The sequence below is a fragment of the Streptomyces fractus genome (genome assembly GCF_049844455.1).
In the GTDB taxonomy this organism is placed as follows: domain Bacteria; phylum Actinomycetota; class Actinomycetes; order Streptomycetales; family Streptomycetaceae; genus Streptomyces; species Streptomyces fractus.
In genome coordinates, this window is record NZ_JBMYHI010000002.1 from 2,635,415 (window position 1) to 2,656,630 (window position 21,216).

17 protein-coding genes and 1 pseudogene are annotated in these 21,216 nt (G+C 70.7%); 7 read left to right on the top strand and 11 right to left on the bottom strand.

Features of this window, described 5'->3' with window-relative positions; genetic code table 11:
- Positions 1-87: 87 nt before the first annotated feature.
- Complete coding sequence (locus ACP4E5_RS13740; RefSeq protein WP_425828437.1) at positions 88-3,330, bottom strand: NACHT domain-containing protein; 3,243 nt, start codon at positions 3,328-3,330, stop codon at positions 88-90.
- A gap of 79 nt (positions 3,331-3,409) precedes the next feature.
- A pseudogene (locus tag ACP4E5_RS13745) lies at positions 3,410-3,802 on the bottom strand (ATP-binding protein); the annotation flags it as partial.
- Between the two features lie 128 nt (positions 3,803-3,930).
- Here ACP4E5_RS13745 and ACP4E5_RS13750 point away from each other — a divergent pair.
- Positions 3,931-4,716 (top strand): helix-turn-helix domain-containing protein, encoded by a 786-nt coding sequence (locus ACP4E5_RS13750; protein ID WP_425828439.1) that lies wholly within the window; start codon positions 3,931-3,933, stop codon positions 4,714-4,716.
- Positions 4,713-4,955, top strand: coding sequence for a DUF397 domain-containing protein (locus ACP4E5_RS13755; protein ID WP_425828441.1), 243 nt, complete (start codon positions 4,713-4,715; stop codon positions 4,953-4,955). Before ACP4E5_RS13750 ends, ACP4E5_RS13755 begins: the two co-directional genes overlap by 4 nt.
- Here the strand turns inward: ACP4E5_RS13755 and ACP4E5_RS13760 are convergent.
- Positions 4,946-5,212 carry a Txe/YoeB family addiction module toxin gene (locus ACP4E5_RS13760; RefSeq protein WP_425828443.1) on the bottom strand — a complete coding sequence of 89 codons (267 nt, stop codon included), beginning with the start codon at positions 5,210-5,212 and terminating at the stop codon, positions 4,946-4,948. The genes ACP4E5_RS13755 and ACP4E5_RS13760 overlap by 10 nt on opposite strands.
- On the bottom strand, positions 5,209-5,490 hold the full coding sequence (locus tag ACP4E5_RS13765; RefSeq protein WP_425828445.1) for a type II toxin-antitoxin system Phd/YefM family antitoxin: 282 nt from the start codon (positions 5,488-5,490) through the stop codon (positions 5,209-5,211). The genes ACP4E5_RS13760 and ACP4E5_RS13765 overlap by 4 nt, the downstream gene beginning before the upstream one ends.
- A 101-nt stretch (positions 5,491-5,591) precedes the next feature.
- Here ACP4E5_RS13765 and ACP4E5_RS13770 point away from each other — a divergent pair, with 101 nt between their 5' ends.
- A complete protein-coding gene (locus ACP4E5_RS13770) occupies positions 5,592-6,113 on the top strand; it encodes a hypothetical protein (RefSeq protein WP_425828447.1) in 522 nt (173 codons plus the stop codon).
- Positions 6,114-6,174: 61 nt separating this feature from the next.
- On the opposite strand, the gene acnA is transcribed toward ACP4E5_RS13770, so the two are convergent.
- Positions 6,175-8,889 (bottom strand): aconitate hydratase AcnA, encoded by a 2,715-nt coding sequence (acnA, locus tag ACP4E5_RS13775; RefSeq protein ID WP_425828449.1) that lies wholly within the window; start codon positions 8,887-8,889, stop codon positions 6,175-6,177.
- A 361-nt stretch (positions 8,890-9,250) separates the two neighbouring features.
- Here acnA and ACP4E5_RS13780 point away from each other — a divergent pair, with 361 nt between their 5' ends.
- Positions 9,251-10,780 (top strand): UDP-N-acetylglucosamine 1-carboxyvinyltransferase, encoded by a 1,530-nt coding sequence (locus ACP4E5_RS13780; RefSeq protein ID WP_425828451.1) that lies wholly within the window; start codon positions 9,251-9,253, stop codon positions 10,778-10,780.
- Between the two features lie 20 nt (positions 10,781-10,800).
- On the opposite strand, the gene ACP4E5_RS13785 is transcribed toward ACP4E5_RS13780, so the two are convergent.
- Genes ACP4E5_RS13785 through ACP4E5_RS13795 form a run of 3 tightly spaced genes read right to left on the bottom strand, consistent with a single transcriptional unit; the run spans position 10,801 to position 13,217 of the window.
- Entirely contained in the window at positions 10,801-11,664 is an 864-nt protein-coding gene (locus ACP4E5_RS13785) for an alpha/beta fold hydrolase (RefSeq protein WP_425828453.1), read from the bottom strand.
- A gap of 27 nt (positions 11,665-11,691) precedes the next feature.
- The gene (locus tag ACP4E5_RS13790; protein WP_425828455.1) at positions 11,692-12,096 is read right to left on the bottom strand and encodes a RidA family protein; all 405 of its coding nucleotides are present in this window, start codon (positions 12,094-12,096) and stop codon (positions 11,692-11,694) included.
- Positions 12,093-13,217, bottom strand: a complete 1,125-nt coding sequence (locus ACP4E5_RS13795; protein ID WP_425828457.1) for an acyl-CoA dehydrogenase family protein — start codon at positions 13,215-13,217, stop codon at positions 12,093-12,095. The genes ACP4E5_RS13790 and ACP4E5_RS13795 overlap by 4 nt, the downstream gene beginning before the upstream one ends.
- A 150-nt stretch (positions 13,218-13,367) precedes the next feature.
- On the opposite strand from ACP4E5_RS13795, the gene ACP4E5_RS13800 reads away from it, so the two are divergent.
- A complete protein-coding gene (locus ACP4E5_RS13800; protein WP_425828459.1) occupies positions 13,368-15,008 on the top strand; it encodes an AMP-binding protein in 1,641 nt (546 codons plus the stop codon).
- A gap of 4 nt (positions 15,009-15,012) precedes the next feature.
- Positions 15,013-15,822: a PaaX family transcriptional regulator gene (locus tag ACP4E5_RS13805; RefSeq protein ID WP_425828461.1), complete on the top strand. Its 810-nt coding sequence runs from the start codon at positions 15,013-15,015 to the stop codon at positions 15,820-15,822.
- Positions 15,823-15,918: 96 nt separating this feature from the next.
- Here ACP4E5_RS13805 and ACP4E5_RS13810 read toward each other — a convergent pair whose 3' ends face one another.
- Complete coding sequence (locus ACP4E5_RS13810; RefSeq protein ID WP_425828463.1) at positions 15,919-18,207, bottom strand: bifunctional salicylyl-CoA 5-hydroxylase/oxidoreductase; 2,289 nt, start codon at positions 18,205-18,207, stop codon at positions 15,919-15,921.
- Positions 18,208-18,214: 7 nt separating this feature from the next.
- The gene (locus tag ACP4E5_RS13815) at positions 18,215-19,045 is read right to left on the bottom strand and encodes an enoyl-CoA hydratase family protein (RefSeq protein ID WP_425828465.1); all 831 of its coding nucleotides are present in this window, start codon (positions 19,043-19,045) and stop codon (positions 18,215-18,217) included.
- 257 nt (positions 19,046-19,302) lie between these two features.
- Here ACP4E5_RS13815 and ACP4E5_RS13820 point away from each other — a divergent pair, with 257 nt between their 5' ends.
- Positions 19,303-19,758 (top strand): ATP-binding protein, encoded by a 456-nt coding sequence (locus tag ACP4E5_RS13820; RefSeq protein WP_425841308.1) that lies wholly within the window; start codon positions 19,303-19,305, stop codon positions 19,756-19,758.
- On the opposite strand, the gene ACP4E5_RS13825 is transcribed toward ACP4E5_RS13820, so the two are convergent.
- Positions 19,721-21,196, bottom strand: a complete 1,476-nt coding sequence (locus ACP4E5_RS13825) for an amino acid permease (protein ID WP_425828467.1) — start codon at positions 21,194-21,196, stop codon at positions 19,721-19,723. The two genes, ACP4E5_RS13820 and ACP4E5_RS13825, sit on opposite strands and share 38 nt — an antisense overlap.
- Between the last annotated feature and the right edge of the window lie 20 nt (positions 21,197-21,216).

Below are 21,216 nucleotides of genomic sequence, written 5' to 3' on the forward strand. Positions count from 1 at the left end.
TAGGGATCGTCAACTTCTGCGTGAACCCTAGAACTTACCGGTGGCGCCGACCTGTTGCCAGATGGACCGCAAAGGCTGCCGGGACCTTCACGGTTGCGGATAAATCTCCAGCTCGGCCCCCTCGGGCAGCTGCTCGACGCCCTGGACGGCGCCGCCCGGGTAGGCGATCCGGACGCGGCGCAGCGACGTGATCCCCTTCAGCGGGGCGAGGTCGATGTCGCCGCCCTGCGTCACATGCAACTCCTCAAGTCCGGTGAGGCGGCGGGACATGCGGCGCAGTTGCAGCGGGGTGCCCTGCTGGGCGTAGACGAAGAGCTTGGTCAGTTGCGGGATCTGGCTGGCCGGGTTGAAGAGGAGCGTGCTGAGCTGTTCGGCCGAGAGGTACAGCGTGCGCAGCTGCGGCAGGCGGCCGAGGAGCCCGCCCCAGTCGTCGGGGAGCAGCCGGCTGCTGGCGTCCTGGAGGCGCAGTTCCTCCAGCGCGACGCACCGGGTGATGTCGGCGAGGTCGGAGGTCCCCGGCGGCAGCGACAGCGTCTTGAGCCGGCCGGGCCTGGGCAGTTCGGCTACGCCGCGCCACGGGACGCCCGCGCCGATGTGCAGGGCTTCGAGCCGCGCGCACTGGTCGAGCTGTTCCAGCGGCTCGAACTGCGGGACGTTCTCCAGGACGAGGCTGCGCAGCTTCGGGAGCCGGGTGAGCGGTTCCGGGTCCTTGACGTTGCGGCAGCCCTGGAGAGTGAGGCTCTCCAGGTGCTGGAAGTCGTGGAGGAGGGAGAGGTCGTCGATCTGCAACGCGCCGCGCAGCCGCAGCTCGCGCAGGTGCTCCGGGGACAGGGCGGCGCGTACGGCGCCGGGTTCGAAGTCACCGTGGATACCGACGCGTTCGCAGCCCGGCAGGCGTGACAGGGCGTCGAGTTCGGCGCGCGAACGGACGGTGACGGGCTCGCCGGGCGCGGCTTCGAGGAGCGGCGCGATGATCTCGCGGGCGTACGTCTCGGTGTCGAAGCGGTCCCAGTGGCCGAGGAGCTGGGCGCGCACGGTGGACTGCGAGGTGGTGAGGAACTCGCGCAGGCGCGGGATGGCCGCGTCGCCGCCGATCTGGCAGATGGCGTGCGCGGTCGCCAGCTCGGCGTCCCCTTCGAGTTCGTCGGCCCTCGGGAGGAGCCCGAGGAGCAGCGGCCCGGTACGCGCGAGGACGCGCGCCTGACGCAGGCTGCGCGGCGGGAGCATGCTCGCGGCCTCGGTCTCGATGGTCTGGCGCACGGCGGGTTCGAGCCGGGTGGCCTGTTCGAGTGAGGCGAGGGCCAGGAGGCGGATCCGGGCCTGGACGGTCACGTCCTTCTCGCGCTTGCCGCGGTCGCTGAGGCGCATCAGCAGGTCGGCCCGCCCTTTGTGATCGGCTTGCGCGACAGCCATCTGCACCACGTCCTCCCACTGGTCCATGTGAGCGTGTCTCACCAGCATGCCGAAGTCACGGTCCTCAAGAACAGCCTTGGCACCCAGGTAGTCCTGAAACGTACGATGAATGAAGTCCACGGCGCCCGGCGCGGGCTCGCGGAGCAGCCCGGAGCGCTCCAGAAGATACTCCAGCGCGCGCTCGGGCCCGCCGAGCCGCTCCAGGCTCGGGACGTGCGGCTGGAGCCGGAGCAGCTCGTGGATGGCGTCGGTGCGCTCCATCTGGGCGTCGCCGTTGCGGATCAGCCGGTACGCGAGCCGCTTGAGCGGTTCGGTCGCGGATTCCTCGTCGAGCCGGGGCCGGTCGTCGCCCCGCTGGTACACGTCGCGCTCCACGTCGCGCCGCTCAAGGAGCATGGACAGGGCGGCCCGGTAGAGGGAGGCCCGGCCCTGCGGCAGAAATCCGCGGCGTTCGCGGTGCAGGGCGCAGATGAGGCTGCACATCAGGGGGTTGGTGGCGAGGCGGCCGAGTTCTGGGTTGGAGCGCAGCGACTCGACGAGCTCCTGGACAAGTCGCTCGCGCGCAGCCTCTTCTTCTTCGCTCGGGCCGTCCCCTTGTCGCGCACCCTCTCTTTGGCGCGCGAACGCCGCGATGTGCCAGCGCTCGATGAAGAGACGCAGGTCGGTGTGGCTGAGCGGGTTGAGGCTCAGCTCGTGGAAGCCGTCGCTGCGCAGCCAGCCCGGTTCGAGCGCGGAGGGCCGGGTGGTGCACAGCCAGAGATTGCCGGGGAAATCGCGCACGAGGTCGCGCAGCCATTGGCGGGCGCGCCGCCGGTCGGCCTTGGGGATCTCGTCGAGGCCGTCGATGAGCAGCACCGCCCGGCCGTTCCTGAGGACGCGGACGGCCCAGCCGTCGGGTTCGCTGCCGCTGAGAGCGCAGCGCGTCCACTCCAGGAACTGCTCGGGCAGCGGGAGTTCCGACCCTTGGCGGGCGAGGACGCGCAACGGCAGCACGAACGGGACCCGTCCGATCAGCTGCGGCAGCGTGACGGGCACGGACTCCTGGCGCGCGGTGGTCAGGGCGAGCCATTGCAGAAGCGTCGTCTTGCCGGTGCCCGCGAGGCCGTGCAGCAGGACCTTGCCGTGCGCGGCGAGCGCGCTCTCGACGCTCTCCTCGGGCACGGTCTCGTAGTCGCCGTCCTCCTCCGCGACCGCCAGCGGGACGGCGGTGGGGCTCAAGTAGGCCTCGTCGAGCGGCCATTCCGGGCCCGCGGGGTCCCGCAGGTCGACGCCGACGATGGTGAGTTTCCCGTGCCGCCCGACGATGTACTGGGCGTAGTCCTCTTCGAAGCGGAGGTCGGCGGCCCGATGGTCCTCGCCGATGAGGATCCGCACCATGCCGTCCAACGTCTCCTTCTGCTCACGGAGTTGGCGGGAGTTCGACAGCTGGGCGCGGGCCTCGAAGCCGGGCCGCTCGGTGAAGAACCGCACGATGTGCACGCAGGCCGTGACGAGCAGCGCGTCGTGGAAGCGGGCCGCGTCCGCGGTGAGCAGGCCCTTGATGTCCCGCTCCGCCGCCGTGGACAGCGTGACGGCCAACTCCTCGGGCCCGAGCAGCACCAAGTCGACGTCGTTCATGTCGAGTTGACCGAGCGCGAAGAGCGTACGGGTGAGGGCCTGCCCCACCGCGTCGTGCTCGTCATCGGGCAGCCTGGCCTCGTGCGGCGGCACGGCCCGCACGGCGCGGCGCACCAGCTCCCGGGACAGGCGGTGCATGTCGTCACGGCTGAGAGCGGGATGATCGCCGACGAACGACAGCAACGACCGTACGCGGACGGGCTTTTCACCGGGGAACTCGGCGCCCGCCACCTTCGCCGGGGGCAGCACGAACCGCTTCAGCAGCGGCACCACCACCGAGGACGCGAGCTTCAGCCCCATTGCGCCCAGTTCCACCGCTCACCCCCGTCGCCCACGTGCCTTCCACCATACGTCCACGAGGCGGCGGAACCAGATCTCCGAACTCGCACCACACCACCTTGCCGGGGTCCCGCTCCCCCACACCCCACTTGTCCGCGAGCGCCTCCACGAGGATCAGCCCGCGGCCACCCTCGTCCGGCCTCACCGTGCGCGGCACACCGTTGCCGCTGTCGTGGACCTCGACGCGGAGCGCGTCCGCGCAGGGCAGCAGCCTCAACAGGTAGCCGCGGCCGGGCGGGACGCCGTGCAGCAGCGCGTTGGTGGCGAGTTCGCTGACGCAGAGCACGATGTCGTGCGCGCGGTCGCCCCGCACGCCCCAGTCGGCGAGCGCGGCGCGGGTGAACTCGCGGACGGCGGGGACGGATTGGCGTTCGCGGCGGTAGAAGCGCTCGCGGGGTTCCTGGTTCACAAGTGGAATGTCGCGGAGAGTGATTGACTGGCAACAGTCAATTAACCCCGACAGATTTTTTGTCGGGGTTCGAGTGGGGTCAAGACGGAACGGGGGCGGGGAGATTGCCCGTCATGAGCCCTGCGCAACATCCGCCGAGGAATCCGTCGGCGATGAGGCTGGTCGCCGACCTCGTCGCCCTCTTCCGTAAGGCCGCCGGCTACACGCAGGCGGCGCTCGCGGACCGGCTGATAGTGGCCGAGTCGACGATCGCGGCGATCGAGCAGGCGCGCCGCCCACTCGTCCCGAAACTGGCGGCGTCGATGGACCAACTCCTGGAAACGAAGGGGGCGTTGGCGGCGGCGGTGGCGGCGATGCCGGAGGTGGACCAGTTTCCGTTGTGGGCGGAGTCGTATATCCAGCACGAGCGGGAGGCCATCGCACTGTCGTGGTACGACGCGCTGGTCGTGCCCGGCATCCTCCAGACCGCGGAGTACGCCCGGACGCTGCTGGGGCAGCGAGTTCCCGCGTACAGCGACGACGAGGTCGAGACGAAGACGGCGGCCCGCGTCGACCGCCAGACGATCCTGCACCGCAAGGTGCCGCCGACGATGAGCTTCGTGGTGTGGGAGCCCGCACTGAAGATGGCGTTCGCCGAACCGCTGGTGCGTGCAGCGCAGTTGAGATTCCTGCGCGAGTGCGCGGACATCCCGGGGCTGTCGCTCCAGGTGCTGCCGCTGGACGCGCCGGAGAACTCCGGGTCGGCAGGGCCTTTTACCCTCCTGGAGACCCCGGACCATCAGCATCTCGCCTACACCGAGTCCCAGCGCGGCAGTCAATGGGTCTCCGACGCCCACGCCGTGTCCTCGCTGGCACACAAATATGCGATGCTGCGATCTCAGGCCCTCACCCCCAAAGCCACCCAGGGCCTGCTGGATCGCCTCCTAGGAGAGCCATGATCACCGGACTGCACTGGTTCAAGTCGAGTTACAGCAGCGACGAAGGTGGCGCCTGCCTAGAAGTCGCCTACGACTGGCGGAAGTCGAGCTACAGCAGTGATGAAGGCGGCCAGTGCGTCGAGATCGCCGCCCACCCCACCGCCATCCACGTCCGCGACTCCAAGAACGCCGACCGCGGCCCCCACTTCACGGTCACGCCGGAGGCCTGGGCCTCGTTCCTGCGCGGCCGTCACGCCTGACGGTAGTGGAAGCGGCAAGCCACGACATGGATCACGTCGTCCTCGTCGAGGCGATACACCAGCCGGTGTTCGGAGTTGATGCGCCGCGACCAGTATCCGGCGAGGTCGTTCCTGAGGGGTTCGGGCTTGCCGATCCCCTCGTGACCACCCCGGTCGATGTCGGCGATCAGCTGGTTGATCCGCTTCATTAGCTTGCGGTCGTTCGCCTGCCACCACAGGTAGTCGTTCCAGCCGTCGTCGAGAAAAAGGACCTTCACGCCGCACCCTGGTCGGATTCGCCGTCCGCGTCGAGCAGCTCTCGGGCCGTCCCGCCGCCCGACCGATCCTGCTCGATCGACCGGCGCAGGCGCTCCGCCATCGCGGGCGACCGCAGCAGATAGTCGGTCTCCTTGAGCGCCTCGTACTCGGCCAGCGACACGATGACCATCGGCTCGTGCCCGGCCCGGGTGATCACCAGCTCCTCGGCGTCGTTCTCGACCGCGTCGAGCGCATCGGCGATGCCCGAGCGCAGTTCCGTGACACTCATCGTCTTCATGACGTACAGAATAACGTACAGAGCCGACGCGCGTGTGGAACATTTCCCGGCCATGCTCGCCGGGGGTTGCCACCAACTCCTCGCGGTGCAACGTTGATTACATGATTACAGCCGAACAGCACGAGAAGTTGCGCGGCTGGTTCGCCGGCCGGTTGCCGGACGGGCTCTTCGAGGGGCCCGTCGACATCACCGTGGACCGTGAGGAGATCACCCTCGTCGGGTCCATCGCCGAGCCACAGCTCGCCAAGGACGCCTCCGACGCGGAGCGGGCCGCCGCCGTCGAAGGCCGCATCCAGGAGTTCCGGGAGCGTACGCGCGACGAACGCGTAGGGGTCGCGCGGGAAGCCGAGCACAGGTTCGGCAAGAAGGTGTCGTGGGGCGTGCGCTGCGGCGCCGAGCAGGCCCTGTTCACGCACGTGTCCGCCCCGGTCATGACCCGCCTGCGCCAGCCCGAGCGGCAGGTGCTCGACACCCTGGTCGCCGGGGGCGTGGCCCGCAGCCGCAGCGACGCGCTCGGGTGGTGCGTACGGCTCGTGCAGCGCAACGCGGAGGACTGGCTGAGCGAGCTGAGCGAGTCCCTCGAGCAGGTGCGGCGCGTGCGCGCGCAGGGCCCCGACGCGTGAATGGCGAAGGGCCGCGACCCCACCGGGGATCGCGGCCCAACTGCCTTACTGCCGGACCTGCTTACTCGCTGATCAGGCTGCGCAGCACGTACTGCAGGATGCCGCCGTTGCGGTAGTAGTCCGCCTCACCGGGGGTGTCGATGCGGACGACCGCGTCGAACTCGACGCCGGTGTCGGTGGTGACCTTCACCGTGGACGGCGTGGTGCCGTTGTTGAGCTCGGTGACGCCGGAGATCGAGAAGGACTCCTCGCCGGTCAGGCCCAGCGTGTCGGCCGACTGGCCCTCCGGGAACTGGAGCGGCAGGACGCCCATGCCGATGAGGTTCGAGCGGTGGATGCGCTCGTACGACTCGGTGATGACGGCCTTGACGCCGAGGAGCGCGGTGCCCTTGGCGGCCCAGTCGCGGGACGAACCGGAGCCGTACTCCTTGCCGCCCAGGATGACGAGCGGGGTGCCCTCGGCCTGGTAGTTCTGCGAGGCGTCGTAGATGAAGGAGACGGGGGCGTCGTCCTTCGTGAAGTCGCGGGTGTAGCCGCCCTCGGTGCCCGGCGCGATCTGGTTGCGCAGGCGGATGTTGGCGAACGTGCCACGGATCATGATCTCGTGGTTGCCGCGACGCGAGCCGTACGAGTTGAAGTCGCGGCGCTCGACGCCGTGCTCCGACAGGTACTTGCCGGCCGGGGTGTCGGCCTTGATCGCACCGGCCGGGGAGATGTGGTCGGTGGTGACCGAGTCCCCGAGCTTCGCGAGGACGCGGGCGTTCGCGATGTCCTGAACCGGGGCCGGCTCCATCTGCATGCCCTCGAAGTACGGGGGCTTGCGGACGTAGGTCGACTCGTCGTCCCACTCGAAGGTGTTGCCGGTCGGGACCGACAGCGCCTGCCACTGGGCGTCGCCCGCGAAGACGTCCTCGTAGGACTTCGAGAACATGTCCTCGCCGATGGAGTTGGCGACGACGTCGTTGACCTCGGCCTCCGTCGGCCAGATGTCGGCCAGGTAGACCGGCTTGCCATCCTGGTCGACGCCGAGGGCGTCCTTGGTGATGTTGACCTTCATCGAACCGGCGATGGCGTACGCGACGACCAGCGGCGGGGACGCCAGGTAGTTCATCTTGACGTCGGGGTTGATGCGGCCCTCGAAGTTCCGGTTGCCGGAGAGGACGGACGTCACGGCCAGGTCGTGGTCGTTGACGGCCTTCGAGACCTCGTCGGGCAGCGGGCCCGAGTTGCCGATGCAGGTGGTGCAGCCGTAGCCGACGAGGTTGAAGCCGACCTTGTCGAGGTACGGGGTGAGACCCGACTTGTCGAAGTAGTCGGTGACGACCTTCGAGCCCGGGGCGAGCGTGGTCTTGACCCACGGCTTGCGGGTCAGGCCCTTCTCGACGGCCTTCTTCGCGACGAGGGCCGCGGCCACCATCACGTACGGGTTCGAGGTGTTGGTGCAGGAGGTGATCGCGGCGACGGTGACGGCGCCGTGGTCCAGCTCGTACGTCGAGCCGTCGGGGGCGGTCACGGTGACCGGGTTCGACGGGACGCCGTTGGAGACGGCCGGGGCGTCGGAGGCCGGGAAGGACTCCTTGCCCGCCTCGGAGTCGTCCGAGACGTAGTTGCGCACGTCCTGCTTGAACTGCTCGGCGGCGTTCGCGAGGACGATGCGGTCCTGCGGGCGCTTCGGACCGGCGATCGACGGGACGACCGTGGAGAGGTCGAGCTCCAGCTTCTCGGAGAAGTCGGGCTCGGCGGCCGGGTCGAGCCAGAGGCCCTGCTCCTTGGCGTACGCCTCGACGAGCGCGACCTGCTGGGCGTCGCGGCCGGTCAGACGCAGGTAGTTCAGCGTCTCGTCGTCGATCGGGAAGATCGCGGCGGTGGAGCCGAACTCAGGCGACATGTTGCCGATGGTGGCGCGGTTGGCGAGCGACGTGGCGGCCACACCCTCGCCGTAGAACTCGACGAACTTGCCGACGACGCCGTGCTTGCGCAGCATCTCGGTGATCGTGAGCACGAGGTCGGTGGCGGTCGTGCCGGCCGGCAGCTCGCCGGTCAGCTTGAAGCCGACGACGCGCGGGATGAGCATCGAGACCGGCTGGCCGAGCATCGCGGCCTCGGCCTCGATGCCGCCGACGCCCCAGCCGAGGACGCCCAGGCCGTTGACCATCGTGGTGTGCGAGTCCGTGCCGACCAGGGTGTCGGGGTAGGCCTGGCCACCCCGGACCATGACCGTACGGGCCAGCTTCTCGATGTTGACCTGGTGGACGATGCCGGTGCCCGGGGGGACGACCTTGAAGTCGTCGAACGCGGTCTGGCCCCAGCGCAGGAACTGGTAGCGCTCCTTGTTGCGGCCGTACTCCAGGTCCACGTTCTGCTTGAACGCGTCCGAGGTGCCGAACTTGTCGGCGATGACGGAGTGGTCGATGACCATCTCGGCCGGGGACAGCGGGTTGATCTTCGCCGGGTCGCCGCCGAGGGCCTTCACGGCCTCACGCATGGTGGCGAGGTCCACGACGCAGGGGACGCCGGTGAAGTCCTGCATGATCACGCGGGCCGGCGTGAACTGGATCTCCTGGGCGGGCTGAGCCTGGGAGTCCCAGTTGCCGAGCGCACGGATGTGGTCGGCGGTGATGTTCGCGCCGTCCTCGGTGCGGAGCAGGTTCTCCAGAAGGACCTTCAGGCTGTAGGGCAGGCGGGCCGAGCCCTCAACCTTGTCCAGCTTGAAGATCTCGTACGACTCGTCGCCCACGCGCAGCGTGCTGCGGGCGTCGAAGCTGTTCGCCGACACGACAGTCTCCTTCATATAAGTGCGCGTTCCACCGCATCCTGCCGCCACGCCGACTCGACGATCCTCTAAGGTAAGGCTAAGTTAGGTAACCCTTACCGTCCGACCCTCGATACCGTGCGGCCTCGGTGCGCCTCGGTAGATATCTCGATGTCGAGATAACTCTAATACATCACCCGGTGGTGCCATCAAGCGGTGCCGCCGAGCCCACGCCTGGGCGCGTACCCGCACCCCGCACCCTTCATCGTCGTACGGGCCGCGAACCTCGGCGACTCGTCACCCCCTGATACACCCGCGAACGCCGGCGGTCACCCATGGGCGCCCCACGAGATGCAACATCTCATATCTGAGATAACCTGCCGCCATGGCAGACGACTACCTCGAACGCATCGGCAAGCTCATCCGCGACGCCCGCCAGCACCGGGGCTGGACGCAGTCGCAGCTCGCGGAGGCGCTCAATACCAGCCAGAGCGCGGTGAACCGCATCGAGCGCGGGAATCAAAACATCAGCCTTGAGATGATCGCTCGAATTGGCGAAGCCCTCGACAGTGAAATCGTCTCCCTCGGGTACGCGGGACCGATGCATCTGCGCGTGGTCGGCGGACGCCGGCTGTCGGGTTCGATCGAAGTGAAGACGAGCAAGAACGCGTGCGTGGCGCTGCTGTGCGCCTCGCTGCTCAACAAGGGCCGCACCGTGCTGCGCCGGGTCGCCCGCATCGAGGAGGTGTACCGCCTTCTGGAGGTACTCGGCTCGATCGGCGTCCGCGCCCGCTGGATCAACGACGGCGCGGACCTGGAGATCGTGCCGCCCGCCGAGCTCGACATGAACGCCATCGACGCGGACGCCGCGCGCCGCACCCGGTCGATCATCATGTTCCTCGGCCCGCTGCTGCACCGCATGGACCGCTTCAAGCTGCCCTACGCGGGCGGCTGCGACCTCGGCACCCGCACGATCGAGCCGCACATGATCGCGCTGCGCCGCTTCGGTCTCGACATCACGGCGACCGAGGGCCTCTACCACGCGGAGGTGCAGCCGGACATCGCGCCGGACCGCCCCATCGTGCTGACCGAGCGCGGCGACACCGTGACGGAGAACGCGCTGCTCGCCGCCGCCCGCGCCGACGGCACGACGATCATCCGCAACGCCTCCTCCAACTACATGGTCCAGGACCTGTGCTTCTTCCTGGAGGCGCTGGGCGTCGAGGTCGAGGGCGTCGGCACGACCACGCTCACCGTGCACGGCGTGCCGCACATCGACGTCGACGTGGACTACTCGCCGTCCGAGGACCCGGTCGAGGCGATGAGCCTGCTGACCGCGGCCGTCGTCACGCAGTCCGAACTCACGGTCAAGCGCGTGCCGGTCGAGTTCCTGGAGATCGAGCTGGCGGTCCTGGAGGAGATGGGCCTCGACCACGACCGCTCCGCGGAGTACCCCGCCGACAACGGGCGCACGCGGCTCATCGACCTGACGGTCCGCCCGTCGAAGCTCGAAGCCCCCATCGACAAGATCCACCCGATGCCGTTCCCCGGCCTGAACATCGACAACGTGCCGTTCTTCGCGGCGATCGCGGCGTCGGCCCAGGGCAAGACCCTCATCCACGACTGGGTCTACGACAACCGGGCGATCTACCTGACGGACCTGAACCGCCTGGGCGGCCGCCTCCAACTCCTCGACCCGCACCGGGTGTTGGTCGAGGGCCCGACCCGCTGGCGCGCCGCCGAGATGATGTGCCCGCCGGCCCTGCGCCCCGCCGTGGTCGTGCTCCTCGCGATGATGGCGGCGGAGGGTACGTCGGTGCTGCGCAACGTGTACGTCATCAACCGCGGCTACGAGGACCTGGCGGAGCGGCTCAACTCCGTCGGCGCCCAGATCGAGACGTTCCGGGACATCTGAGCCACTCAAGCCCCTGCGCCTCAATCGCCGGCGGGGCTTGAGTGGGCGAACTCGCGGATCGCCGCCGCCAAGGCACGTGGCTGGTCCAAGGGGATCAGCGTGCCGCAGTCGTCCAGTTCCAGGAGGCGGCCCTGCGGGAGCAGGTCCGCCAGGCGGCGGCCGTGGGCGAGGGGCATCATGCGGTCTTGTTTGCCCCAGACGACCAGGGCCGGGCGGTCGTAGGTGCGCAGCGCTTCCGCCGCTTCCAGCATCTCCGTCTTCACCCCGGAGCGGAGGTAGTGGAGCAGCAGCTTCCGTGCCGCCGGGTCCTTGCGCAGCGGTTCGATCCAGCCGTCGATGAGCTCGTGCGGGACCGGGCGCTGCGACATCACCGCGTACCCCGTGCCGGGCATGCGGCGCAAGGGGCGGACGGACAGGGTGCGCACCAGCAGCGTGATGCCGCCGGGGATCCGGGACATGACCTCCAGGAGCTTGCCCGCGGGCCCCGGCGGATAGTTGTCGAAGGCCTCGCAGCCCGCGATGACCATGCGGCCGACCCGGTCGGGCCGTTCCGCGGCGAGCTGCTGGAGGCGGCCCGCGTCGTTCTCCACGAACACCGTGTCGTCGCCCAGCTTGAGCGCGTCGGCGAACTCGCCGATGAGCAGCGCCACGGAGTGCGGCGTGATCCGGGCGCCGGGGCGCACGGGCACGCGGTTGCTCCCGTACGGGAGGGTGGGCACGATGCACCGTACGGACGTGCCCAGTTCGTCGACGACGTGCCGCCACACCGTGCCGTCCTGGGCGAGCCCGTGGAGAAGGACGACGGTCGTGCCGTCGCCCCCCGTGTCCTCGTACGCGATCGGGCCCACGGAGAGGTCCACCGAGAGTTCCGTCTTCTGCGTCATGCGGCCGAGCCTAGGCTCCCGCCGGGCTCAGGGCAGGACCGCGACGCCGTCCAGTTCCAGCATGGCCTGTTCGTCCCACAGGCGGGTCACTCCGATCACGGCCATCGCCGGGTAGTCGCGGCCCGCCAACTCGCGCCAGATCCGGCCGAGTTCGCGGGCGTGCTCCCGGTAGTCCGCCACGTCCGTGGCGTAGACCGTGACGCGCGCCAGGTGCTCCGGGGTGCCGCCGGAGGCGCGCAGGGCGGTGAGCAGGTTCGTCAGGGCGCGGGTGAACTGTGCGGGGAGGGTGTCGCCCACGATCTTGCCGTCGGCGTCCAGGGACGTCTGGCCCGCGAGCATCACCAGGCGGCCGCCCGTCGCGACGACGGCGTGGGAGAAGCCGGTGGGCGGGGAGAGTTCGGGCGGGTTGACCCGGTCGATGCCTTCGCTCACTGCGCCGCCTCCTTGTACAACTCGCGGGCGATGATGGCCCGTTGGACCTCTGATGCCCCTTCGTAGATGCGGGGTGCCCGGACCTCCCGGTACAGGTGCTCAAGGACGTGCCCGCGGCGCAGTGCCCGCGCGCCGTGCAACTGGACTGCTGTGTCGACGACTTGCTGGGCCGCTTCCGTGGCGATGAGCTTCGCGGCGGCGGCGCGGCGCGGGACATCCGGGGCACCCTCGTCGTACGCGGACGCCGCCGCGTAGACCATGAGGCGCGCGGACTCGACCCGGACCGACATGTCGGCGACCTGGTGCGCGACGGTCTGGAGTTCCTTCAACGGGGCGCCGAACGCCTCCCGTTCACCGGTGTGCGTGAGCGTCGCGTCGAGCGCCGCCTGCGCCATGCCGACGGCGAACGCGCCGACGCTGGGCCGGAACAGGTTCAGCGTGCCCATCGCGACGCGGAACCCGACGTCGACCTCTCCGAGCACGTCGTCGCGGGTGACCGGGACGCCGTCGAAGGCGAGCGTGCCGATGGGGTGCGGCGAGATCATGTCGAGGTGCTCGCCGGTGAGGCCCGGGCGGTCGGCGGGGACCGCGAAGGCCGTCACGCCGCGCGCGCCGGCGCCGGGGGTGGTGCGGGCGAAGACGGTGTAGACGTCGGCCTCGGGGGCGTTCGAGATCCAGCACTTCTCGCCGGTGAGCCGCCAGCCGTCGCCGTCGTCGGGCCGGGCCTCCAGGGACAGCGCCGCCGCGTCCGAGCCCGCCCCCGGCTCGCTCAGCGCGAACGCCGCCACGGCCCGGCCCGCGCCCACCTCGGGAATCCACCGCTCGCGCACCGCCGCGGCGCCGTACGCGTGGATCGGGTGCGCCCCGAGCCCCTGCAACGCGAGCGCCGTCTCGGCCTCCGTGCAGACGCGGGCCAGGGACTCGCGCAGCAGACACAGATCGAGGGCGCCGGAGGTGAACAGGCGCTCAAGAAGCCCGAGTTGGCCGAGTTCCGCGAGGAGCGGGCGGTTGACGCGGCCCGGCTCACCCTTCTCGGCGAGCGGGGCGAGGCGGTCGGCCGCGAGGGCCCGCAGCTCACCACACCACGCGAGCTGCTCCGGTTCGAGCGAGAATGTCCCCATACGTGGTGCTCCTCTCACGACTGCCTACCGGCCCGACACAGGAACCGTATCGCGCCCCGTTGACTGTCGTCACCATCACGATACGCTCGATGCGCGCCGCCTCACCCGGCGACGGCATGCGAGCCACTCACCACGAGGGGGCGCCAGGCCATGACCCACCATCCGCCCAGCCCACTGCTTCCTTCTGGGCACGTCGACACCTTCGCGCGCGACCACCTGCCGCCCGCCGAGCTGTGGCCCGGCCTCCGCTTCGATCTGCCCGAGCTGCGCTACCCGCAGCGGCTCAACTGCGGCGCCGAACTCCTCGACGCCACCGTGGAACGGCACGGCGCGGACCGCCCCGCCTTCCACTCCCCCGGCCGAACCCCCTGGTCCTACGGTGAGTTGAAGGCGACGGTCGACCGGATCGCGCACGTGCTCACCGACGACCTGGGCGTCGTCCCCGGCAACCGGGTGCTGCTGCGCGGCCCCACCACCCGGCATCTCGCTGCCTGCTGGCTCGCCGTGATGAAGGCGGGGGCCGTCGCCGTGACCGTCCTCGCGGGGGCGCGGGCGGGCGAGCTGGCCACCGTGTGCGGGATCGCGCGGGTGGGGCACGCCCTGTGCGACATCCGCTCGGTCGACGACCTGGCGAAGGCCGAGGTGCCGGGGCTTCGCGTCACCACGTTCGGCGGGGACGGGCCCGACGACCTGCTGCACCGCGCGGCCGGGAAACCGGCGGCGTACGAGGCCGTGGACACCGCCGCCGACGACGTCGCGCTGATCGCCTTCACCTCGGGGACCACCGGGCGCCCCAAGGGGTGCATGCACTTCCACCGGGACGTGCTCGCGGTCGCGGACACCTTCGCGCGGCACGTGCTGAAGGCCGGCCCCGACGACGTGTTCGCGGGGAGCCCGCCGCTGGGCTTCACGTTCGGGCTCGGCGGCCTCGTGATCTTCCCGCTGCGGGCGGGGGCCTCGGCGCTGCTGCTCGAACAGGCGGGCCCGCAGAAGCTGCTGCCCGCGATCGCCGAGCACCGGGTGTCGGTCGTGTTCACCGCGCCGACCGCGTACCGGGCGATGCTGGCCCTGCTCGCCGAGACACCCTCGTTCGACATCTCCTCGCTGCGCCGCTGCGTGTCCGCGGGCGAGAATCTGCCCGCGGCGACCTGGCGGGCCTGGCAGGAGGCGACCGGGCTGCGCATCATCAACGGGATCGGCGCGACGGAACTGCTCCACATCTTCATCTCGGCGGCCGACGACGCGATCCGGCCGGGCACCACGGGCCTTCCCGTGCCCGGCTGGGAGGCCCGCATCATCGACACCGAGGGCCGTCAACTCCCGGACGGGGAAGCGGGGTTGCTCGCCGTGCGCGGGCCCGTCGGCTGCCGCTATCTCGCCGACGAGCGGCAGACCGTGTACGTACGGCACGGCTGGAACGTCACCGGGGACACGTACGTCCGCGAGCCCGACGGCTACTTCCGGTACGTGGCCCGCGCCGACGACATGATCATTTCCGCCGGGTACAACATCGCGGGCCCGGAGGTCGAGGACGCGCTGCTTCGCCACCCGGACGTGGCGGAGGCGGCCGTGGTCGGGCGGCCCGACGAGGAGCGCGGACAGGTGGCCGTGGCGTACGTGGTGCTGCGGCCGGGGGCGCGCCAGGACGCGGAGGGCCTGCGGGAGTTCGTGAAGGCCGAGCTCGTGCCCTACAAGTGTCCGCGCGCGATCGAGTTCCTGGACGCGCTGCCGCGCACGGCCACGGGAAAGCTCCAGCGGTTCCGGCTCCGCGAGCCCTCAGCCGTAGAGTGATCACGTGCCCGAGCAGCCCACGCATACGCCCCGCTCCCTCATCGTCACCCTGTACGGCGCCTACGGCCGTGACCTGCCGGGGCCGCTTCCCGTCGCCGAGCTGATCCGGCTGCTCGGTGCGGTGGGTGTCGACGCGCCGTCCGTCCGCTCGGCGGTGTCGCGCCTGAAGCGCCGCGGCCTGCTGCTCCCGGCCCGCACGGAGGCCGGGGCCGCGGGGTACGCGCTCTCGGACGACGCACGCCAGCTCCTCGACGACGGCGACCGGCGCATCTACGGCAGCGGTTCGTCCGCCGACGGCTGGGTGCTCGCCGTGTTCTCCGTACCGGAGTCCGAGCGCGCCAAGCGGCACGTGCTGCGCTCCACGCTCACCGGCCTCGGCTTCGGCACGGCGGCGCCCGGCGTGTGGCTCGCGCCGCTCGGCGTCTACGAGGAGACCCGGCACACCCTGGAGCGCATCGGCTGCTCCGGGTACGTGGAGCTGTTCCGCGGCGAACACCTTGGCTTCGCGGCGACGGCCGACGCGGTGGCGCGGTGGTGGGACCTGTCGGCCCTCGCCAAGCTCCACGAGGCGTTCCTGGACGAGCACGAACCGGTGCTGCGCGCCTGGCAGTCCCGCTCCGCGACCCCTCCCCGCGAGGCGTACCGCGACTACCTGCTTGCCCTCGACTCATGGCGCCACCTGCCGTACGCGGACCCGGGCCTGCCGGCCGAGCTGCTGCCGGACGGGTGGCCGGGGGTGCGTGCGGCGGAGGTCTTCCGGGCGCTGGACGAGCGGCTGCGGGAGGCGGGGGCGGAGTTCGCGTCACACCCCTGACGTGACGCCCCTGGGAGCGCACGAAGTGCGCACTTCAGGGGCGCGGGGAACTGCGCGAACCGGAGCACGGCGCGACCGGCGGTCGCGTACTCCCGCTCACCCCGGCAGGGAGAGCCGCGGCTTCGGTGCGTCCAGGCGGCCCGTCTGGGGGCGGCGGCTGCCCGCGCCGTACTGCTGGGGCCACACCACGCCCGGCCCCGTGTAGCCCTGTTCCGCCGCCGCGTGCAGCGTCCAGTTCGGGTCGTACAGGTGGGGGCGGGCCAGGGCGCAGAGGTCCGTACGGCCCGCCAGGACAAGGGAGTTGACGTCGTCCCACGAGGAGATCGCGCCGACCGCGACGACGGGGACACCGGCCTCCGCGCGGATCCGGTCCGCGTACGGCACCTGGTAGGAGCGCCCGAACGCGGGCCGCTCGTCGGAGACGACCTGTCCCGTGGACACGTCGATGGCGTCGGCACCGTGCGCGGCGAACGCGCGGGCGATCGCGACGGCCTCCTCCTCGCTGGTGCCGCCCTCCGCCCAGTCCGTTGCGGAGATCCGGACCGTCATCGGCCGTCCATCTGGCCACACTTCTCGTACGGCGTCGAAGACCTCCAGCGGGAACCGCAGCCGGCCCTCCAGCGAGCCGCCGTACGCGTCCGTGCGCCGGTTCGTCAGCGGGGAGAGGAAGCCGGACAGCAAGTAGCCGTGCGCGCAGTGGAGTTCGAGGAGGTCGAAGCCCGAACGCGCCGCATGCCGGGCCGCGGACGTGAACTGCTCGCGTACGTCGGCCAGTTCGGCCGTCGTGAGCTCGCGCGGCAGCTGGCTGTCCGGCCGGTAGCGGAGTGCGGACGCCGCGACCAGCGGCCAGTTGTCGTCCGCGTCCGGGAGCGGCTCGTCCATGCCCTCCCACATGAGGCGCGTGGAGCCCTTGCGGCCCGAGTGGCCGAGCTGCACGCCGATCGCCGTGCCGGGCGCCCGCGTGTGCACAAAGTCCACGATCCTGCGCCAGGACGCGGCCTGTTCGGGCGTGTAGAGGCCAGCGCAGCCGGGCGTGATGCGGCCCTCGGGGCTCACGCACACCATTTCCGTCATGACGAGACCGGCGCCGCCGAGGGCCCGCGCCCCCAGGTGCACGAGGTGGAAGTCGCCCGGCACCCCGTCCACCGCCGAGTACATGTCCATCGGCGAGACGACGACCCGGTTGCGCAGCTCAAGGCCGCCGAGCCGGAACGGCGTGAACATCGGGGGTGTACCCTCGGGGCAGCCGAACTCCCGCTCCACCGCCTGCGTGAAGCCCGCGTCGCGCAGCCGCAGGTTGTCGTGCGTCACCCGGCGCGAGCGCGTGAGCAGGTTGAACGCGAACTGGCGCGGCGGCTGGTCGAGATAGCGGCCCAGCTCCTCGAACCACTGGAGGCTGGCCCGCGCCGCCCGCTGCGTCGACGCCACGACGGGCCTGCGCTCCTCCTCGTACGCGGCCAGCGCCGCGCCCGTCGTGGGCTGCTCGGTCAGGCACGCGGCGAGCGCGAGCGCGTCCTCGACGGCGAGCTTCGTACCGGAGCCGATGGAGAAGTGCGCGGTGTGCGCGGCGTCGCCGATGAGCACGCAATTGCCGTGCGACCAGCGGTCGTTGACGACGGTGCGGAAGGTGAGCCACGAGGAGTTGTTCATCTTCAGGGACCGACCGCCGAGCGCGTCCGAGAAGATCTTCGCGCAGCTCTCGATCGACTCCCGTACGTCCATGTCGGCGAACCCGGCCGCACGCCACACCTCTTCGCGCATCTCCACGATGACCGTCGACTCGTGATCGCTGTACGGGTACCCGTGCAGTTGCATCACGCCGTGCTCGGTCTCCGCGATGTCGAAGCGGAAGGCTTCGAACGCGAAGTCGGCGGCGAGCCAGATGTAGCGGTTGCGGTGCTCCTCGATGTGCGGCCCGAACGCGTCGGCGTACGCGTCGCGGGTCTTGCTGTGCACACCGTCCGCGGCGATCACCAGGTCGTACGCGTCGCGGAGTTCGGCAATCGGCGGCGCCTCCTCCTGGAAGCGCAGATCCACGCCGAGTGCGCGGCAGCGGCTGTGCAGGATCTCCAGGAGGCGGCGCCGGCCGAGCGCCGCGAACCCGTGGCCCGTCGAGGTGTGGCGCTGCCCCCGGTGCACGACGTCGATGTCGTCCCAGCGCACGAACTCGTCCTGGAGCGCCCGGTAGACCACCGGGTCGGCGTGCTCGATGCCGCCGAGGGTCTCGTCGGACAGGACGACGCCGAAGCCGAACGTGTCGTACGGGGCGTTGCGCTCCCAGACCGTGATCTCCCGGTCCGGGTCGAGGCGCTTGAGGAGGGCGGCGGCGTACAGGCCGCCGGGGCCGCCTCCGATGACGGCGATGCGCCGGGCGCGTACGGTCATCCGACGCTCACCTCCCCTGCCACTTCGGCGGCCGCTTGTCGGTGAACGCCGCGTGGAACTCGGCGTAGTCCTCGCCGTGCATGAGCAGCGCCTGCGTGGCGGCGTCCATCTCGATGGCCCCGGCGAGCGGCATGTCCAGCTCCGCCGTCAGGAGCGCCTTCGTCTGCGCGTACGCGAGCGCCGGGCCCTCGGCGAGCCGCGCGGCGAGGGCGAGCGCGGCCTCGTCGGCCCGGCCCTCGTCGGTCAGCTCGCTGATCAGGCCGATCCGCTCGGCCTCGGGCGCGCGGACCGCGTCGCCGAGCATCAGGAGGCGGGTGGCGTGGCCGAGGCCGACGACGCGGGGCAGCAGATAAGCCGCGCCCATGTCGCCGCCGGACAGGCCGACCTTCGTGAACAGGAACGCGAAGCGGGCGCTCGGGTCGGCGACGCGGAAGTCGGAGGCGAGCGCCAGGACGGCGCCCGCCCCGGCCGCGACCCCGTGCACGGCGGCGATCACCGGGAAGGGGGCCTCGCGCACGGCCCGGACGACCTGCCCGGTCATCCGGTTGAAGTCGAGGATCTGCGCGGTGTCCATGGAGAGCGTGGCGCCGATGATCTCGTCGACGTCGCCGCCGGAGCAGAAGCCGCGGCCCTCGCCGGTGAGGACGAGGGCGCGCACGGTCTTCTCGCGGGACAGTTCGGCGAGGAGGTCGCGCAGGTCGGCGTAGGCGCCGAAGGTGAGCGCGTTGAGTTTCTCGGGGCGGGCGAGCGTGACGGTGGCGACGCCGCTCTCGTCCACGGCGTACGTCAGGTGCTGCCAGGAGTCGGTGCGCGGGGTGGAGCCGGTGAAGGGACTCATGCGATGCCTCCGGCTGGTGGCGGGCGTGCCGAGGAGGGGGCGAGACCTGTCGACCGTATCACCGCATCGTGACCGCCGTCACGAGTACGCGATAAGACAGAAAGGGCCGGACGTCTCGACCTGCACCGACGGGAGCCTCTTTCGCCCCACGCCGTACCATTCATAAGGTTGAACGCAGGACAGTCCCCCTTGAGCCCGTTCCTCCGAGCCCGCCCCCGAGCCGCTGACGCGCCCTCCGCCCCCAGGATTCCGCCGTGATTCCCTTCTCCGGTCCCCCCACGCCCACGTCGTGGCGCATAGCGCTGCCGCACACGGCCGCGGCCGTGCCGGTCGCTCGCGCCCTCGTGCGGACCGCGCTGTCCGAGCTGGAGTCACCGGCCGCGGACGCGGACACGGCGGAGCTGCTGACGGCGGAGCTGGTGGCGAACGCGGTGGAGCACACCACGGGGGAGACGCCGATCGAGCTGGTCGTGGAGCTGCTCGACTCCGGCTGCCAGGTCGAGGTGCACGACACGGACCCGGCGCCGCCGGCCGACCTCACCAATCCCGAGGACGACGGGCCGCCCGACCCCTGGCAGGAGCACGGTCGCGGCCTGCTCCTCATCCGCACGCTCAGCTCGTCGTGCGGGCACCGCCCCACCGATTCCGGCAAGGCGGTGTGGTTCACCCTTCCGTCTACGGTGCCGGCGCAGCGCCCGGCGTCCGAGGCGTAGTCCCCTCGCCGTCACCCCCGCCTTCGCCTTCGCCGAGGCGCGAGTTGCGGCGGCCGTACAGCGCGTACACGAGCGCGCCCACGACGAGGAACACCGCGAACTGGACCCATGTCGTCCAGCCCGTGCCCCAGATCAGGTAGAGGCAGAAGCCGACGCCCAGGATCGGGCTGACGGGGTACAGCGGCACCCGGAACGAGCGCTTCAGGCCGGGGTGCGAGCGGCGCAGCGCGATCACCGCGATGTTCACGACGACCATCGTGGCGAGGGTGCCGATGGTGGTCAGGTTGACGACGGCGTCGAGCGAGGCGAACGCGGCCGGGATCGCGAAGACGATCGCCACGATCCACGTGTTCGCGACCGGCGTGTGCGTCTTCGGCGAGACCCGCTCGAAGACCCGCGGGATCAGTCCGTCACGGGACATCGACATCAGGATCCGCGTCTGCCCGTACATGACCGCGAGCACGACCGAGGCGATGGCGACGACCGCGCCGAAGGCGATGACGCCGCCTCCGACGCTCGACCCGGTGACCTGGTCGACGACGAGGGAGAGCGCGGCCGGCTTGTCCCCGACGGCGTCCGCGCCGAGCGCGCCGATGGCGGCGACGGCCACCGCGACGTAGAGCAGCGTGACGATGCCGATGCAGATGAGGATCGCGAGCGGGATGTTGCGCCGCGGGTTCTTGACCTCTTCGCCGGCCGTGGTGACCGCGTCGAAGCCGATGTACGAGAAGAAGGCGAGCGAGGCGCCGGAGGTGACACCGGCCATGCCGTCCTTCAGGAACGGGGTCAGGTTGCCGGCCTCGAAGGCGGAGTAGGCGATCGCGCAGAACACGATCAGGATGCCGATCTTGAGCACGGCCATCGCGGCGGTCGCCCCCGCGCTCTCCCGGATGCCGCGCACCAGCAGGGCTGCGGCCATCAGCATCACGAGCACGGCGGGCAGGTTGATCACGCCGCCGTCGGCGGGCCCGGCGGACAGGGCGTCGGGCAGCTGCCAGCCGAAGACGCTGTCGAGCAGTTCGTTGAGGTACTGGCTCCAGCCGACCGCCACGGCCGACACCGAGACCCCGTACTCCAGGAGCAGGCACCAGCCGACGAGGAACGCGACGCGCTCGCCGAGGGTCGCGTACGCGAAGGAGTACGAGGATCCGGAGACCGGGATCGCGCCGCCCAGCTCGGCGAAGGAGAACGCCGTGAAGATGCAGGTGATCGCGGCCAGGATGAAGGACAGGATGACGGCGGGGCCGGCCTCGGCGACCGTGTCGGACAGGCCGACGAAGATGCCGGTGCCGACGATCGCGCCGACGCCGAAGCACACGAGCTGGAAGAGCCCCATGGTGCGCTTGAGGCCGTGGCCTTCGAGGTCGGCGCCCGATTCGGCGATGAGGGACTCGGGCGACTTGATGCGCAGGCCGGCAGGCGTCGGCGACGGCGACATGGGTGGTGCTCTTTTCTGGT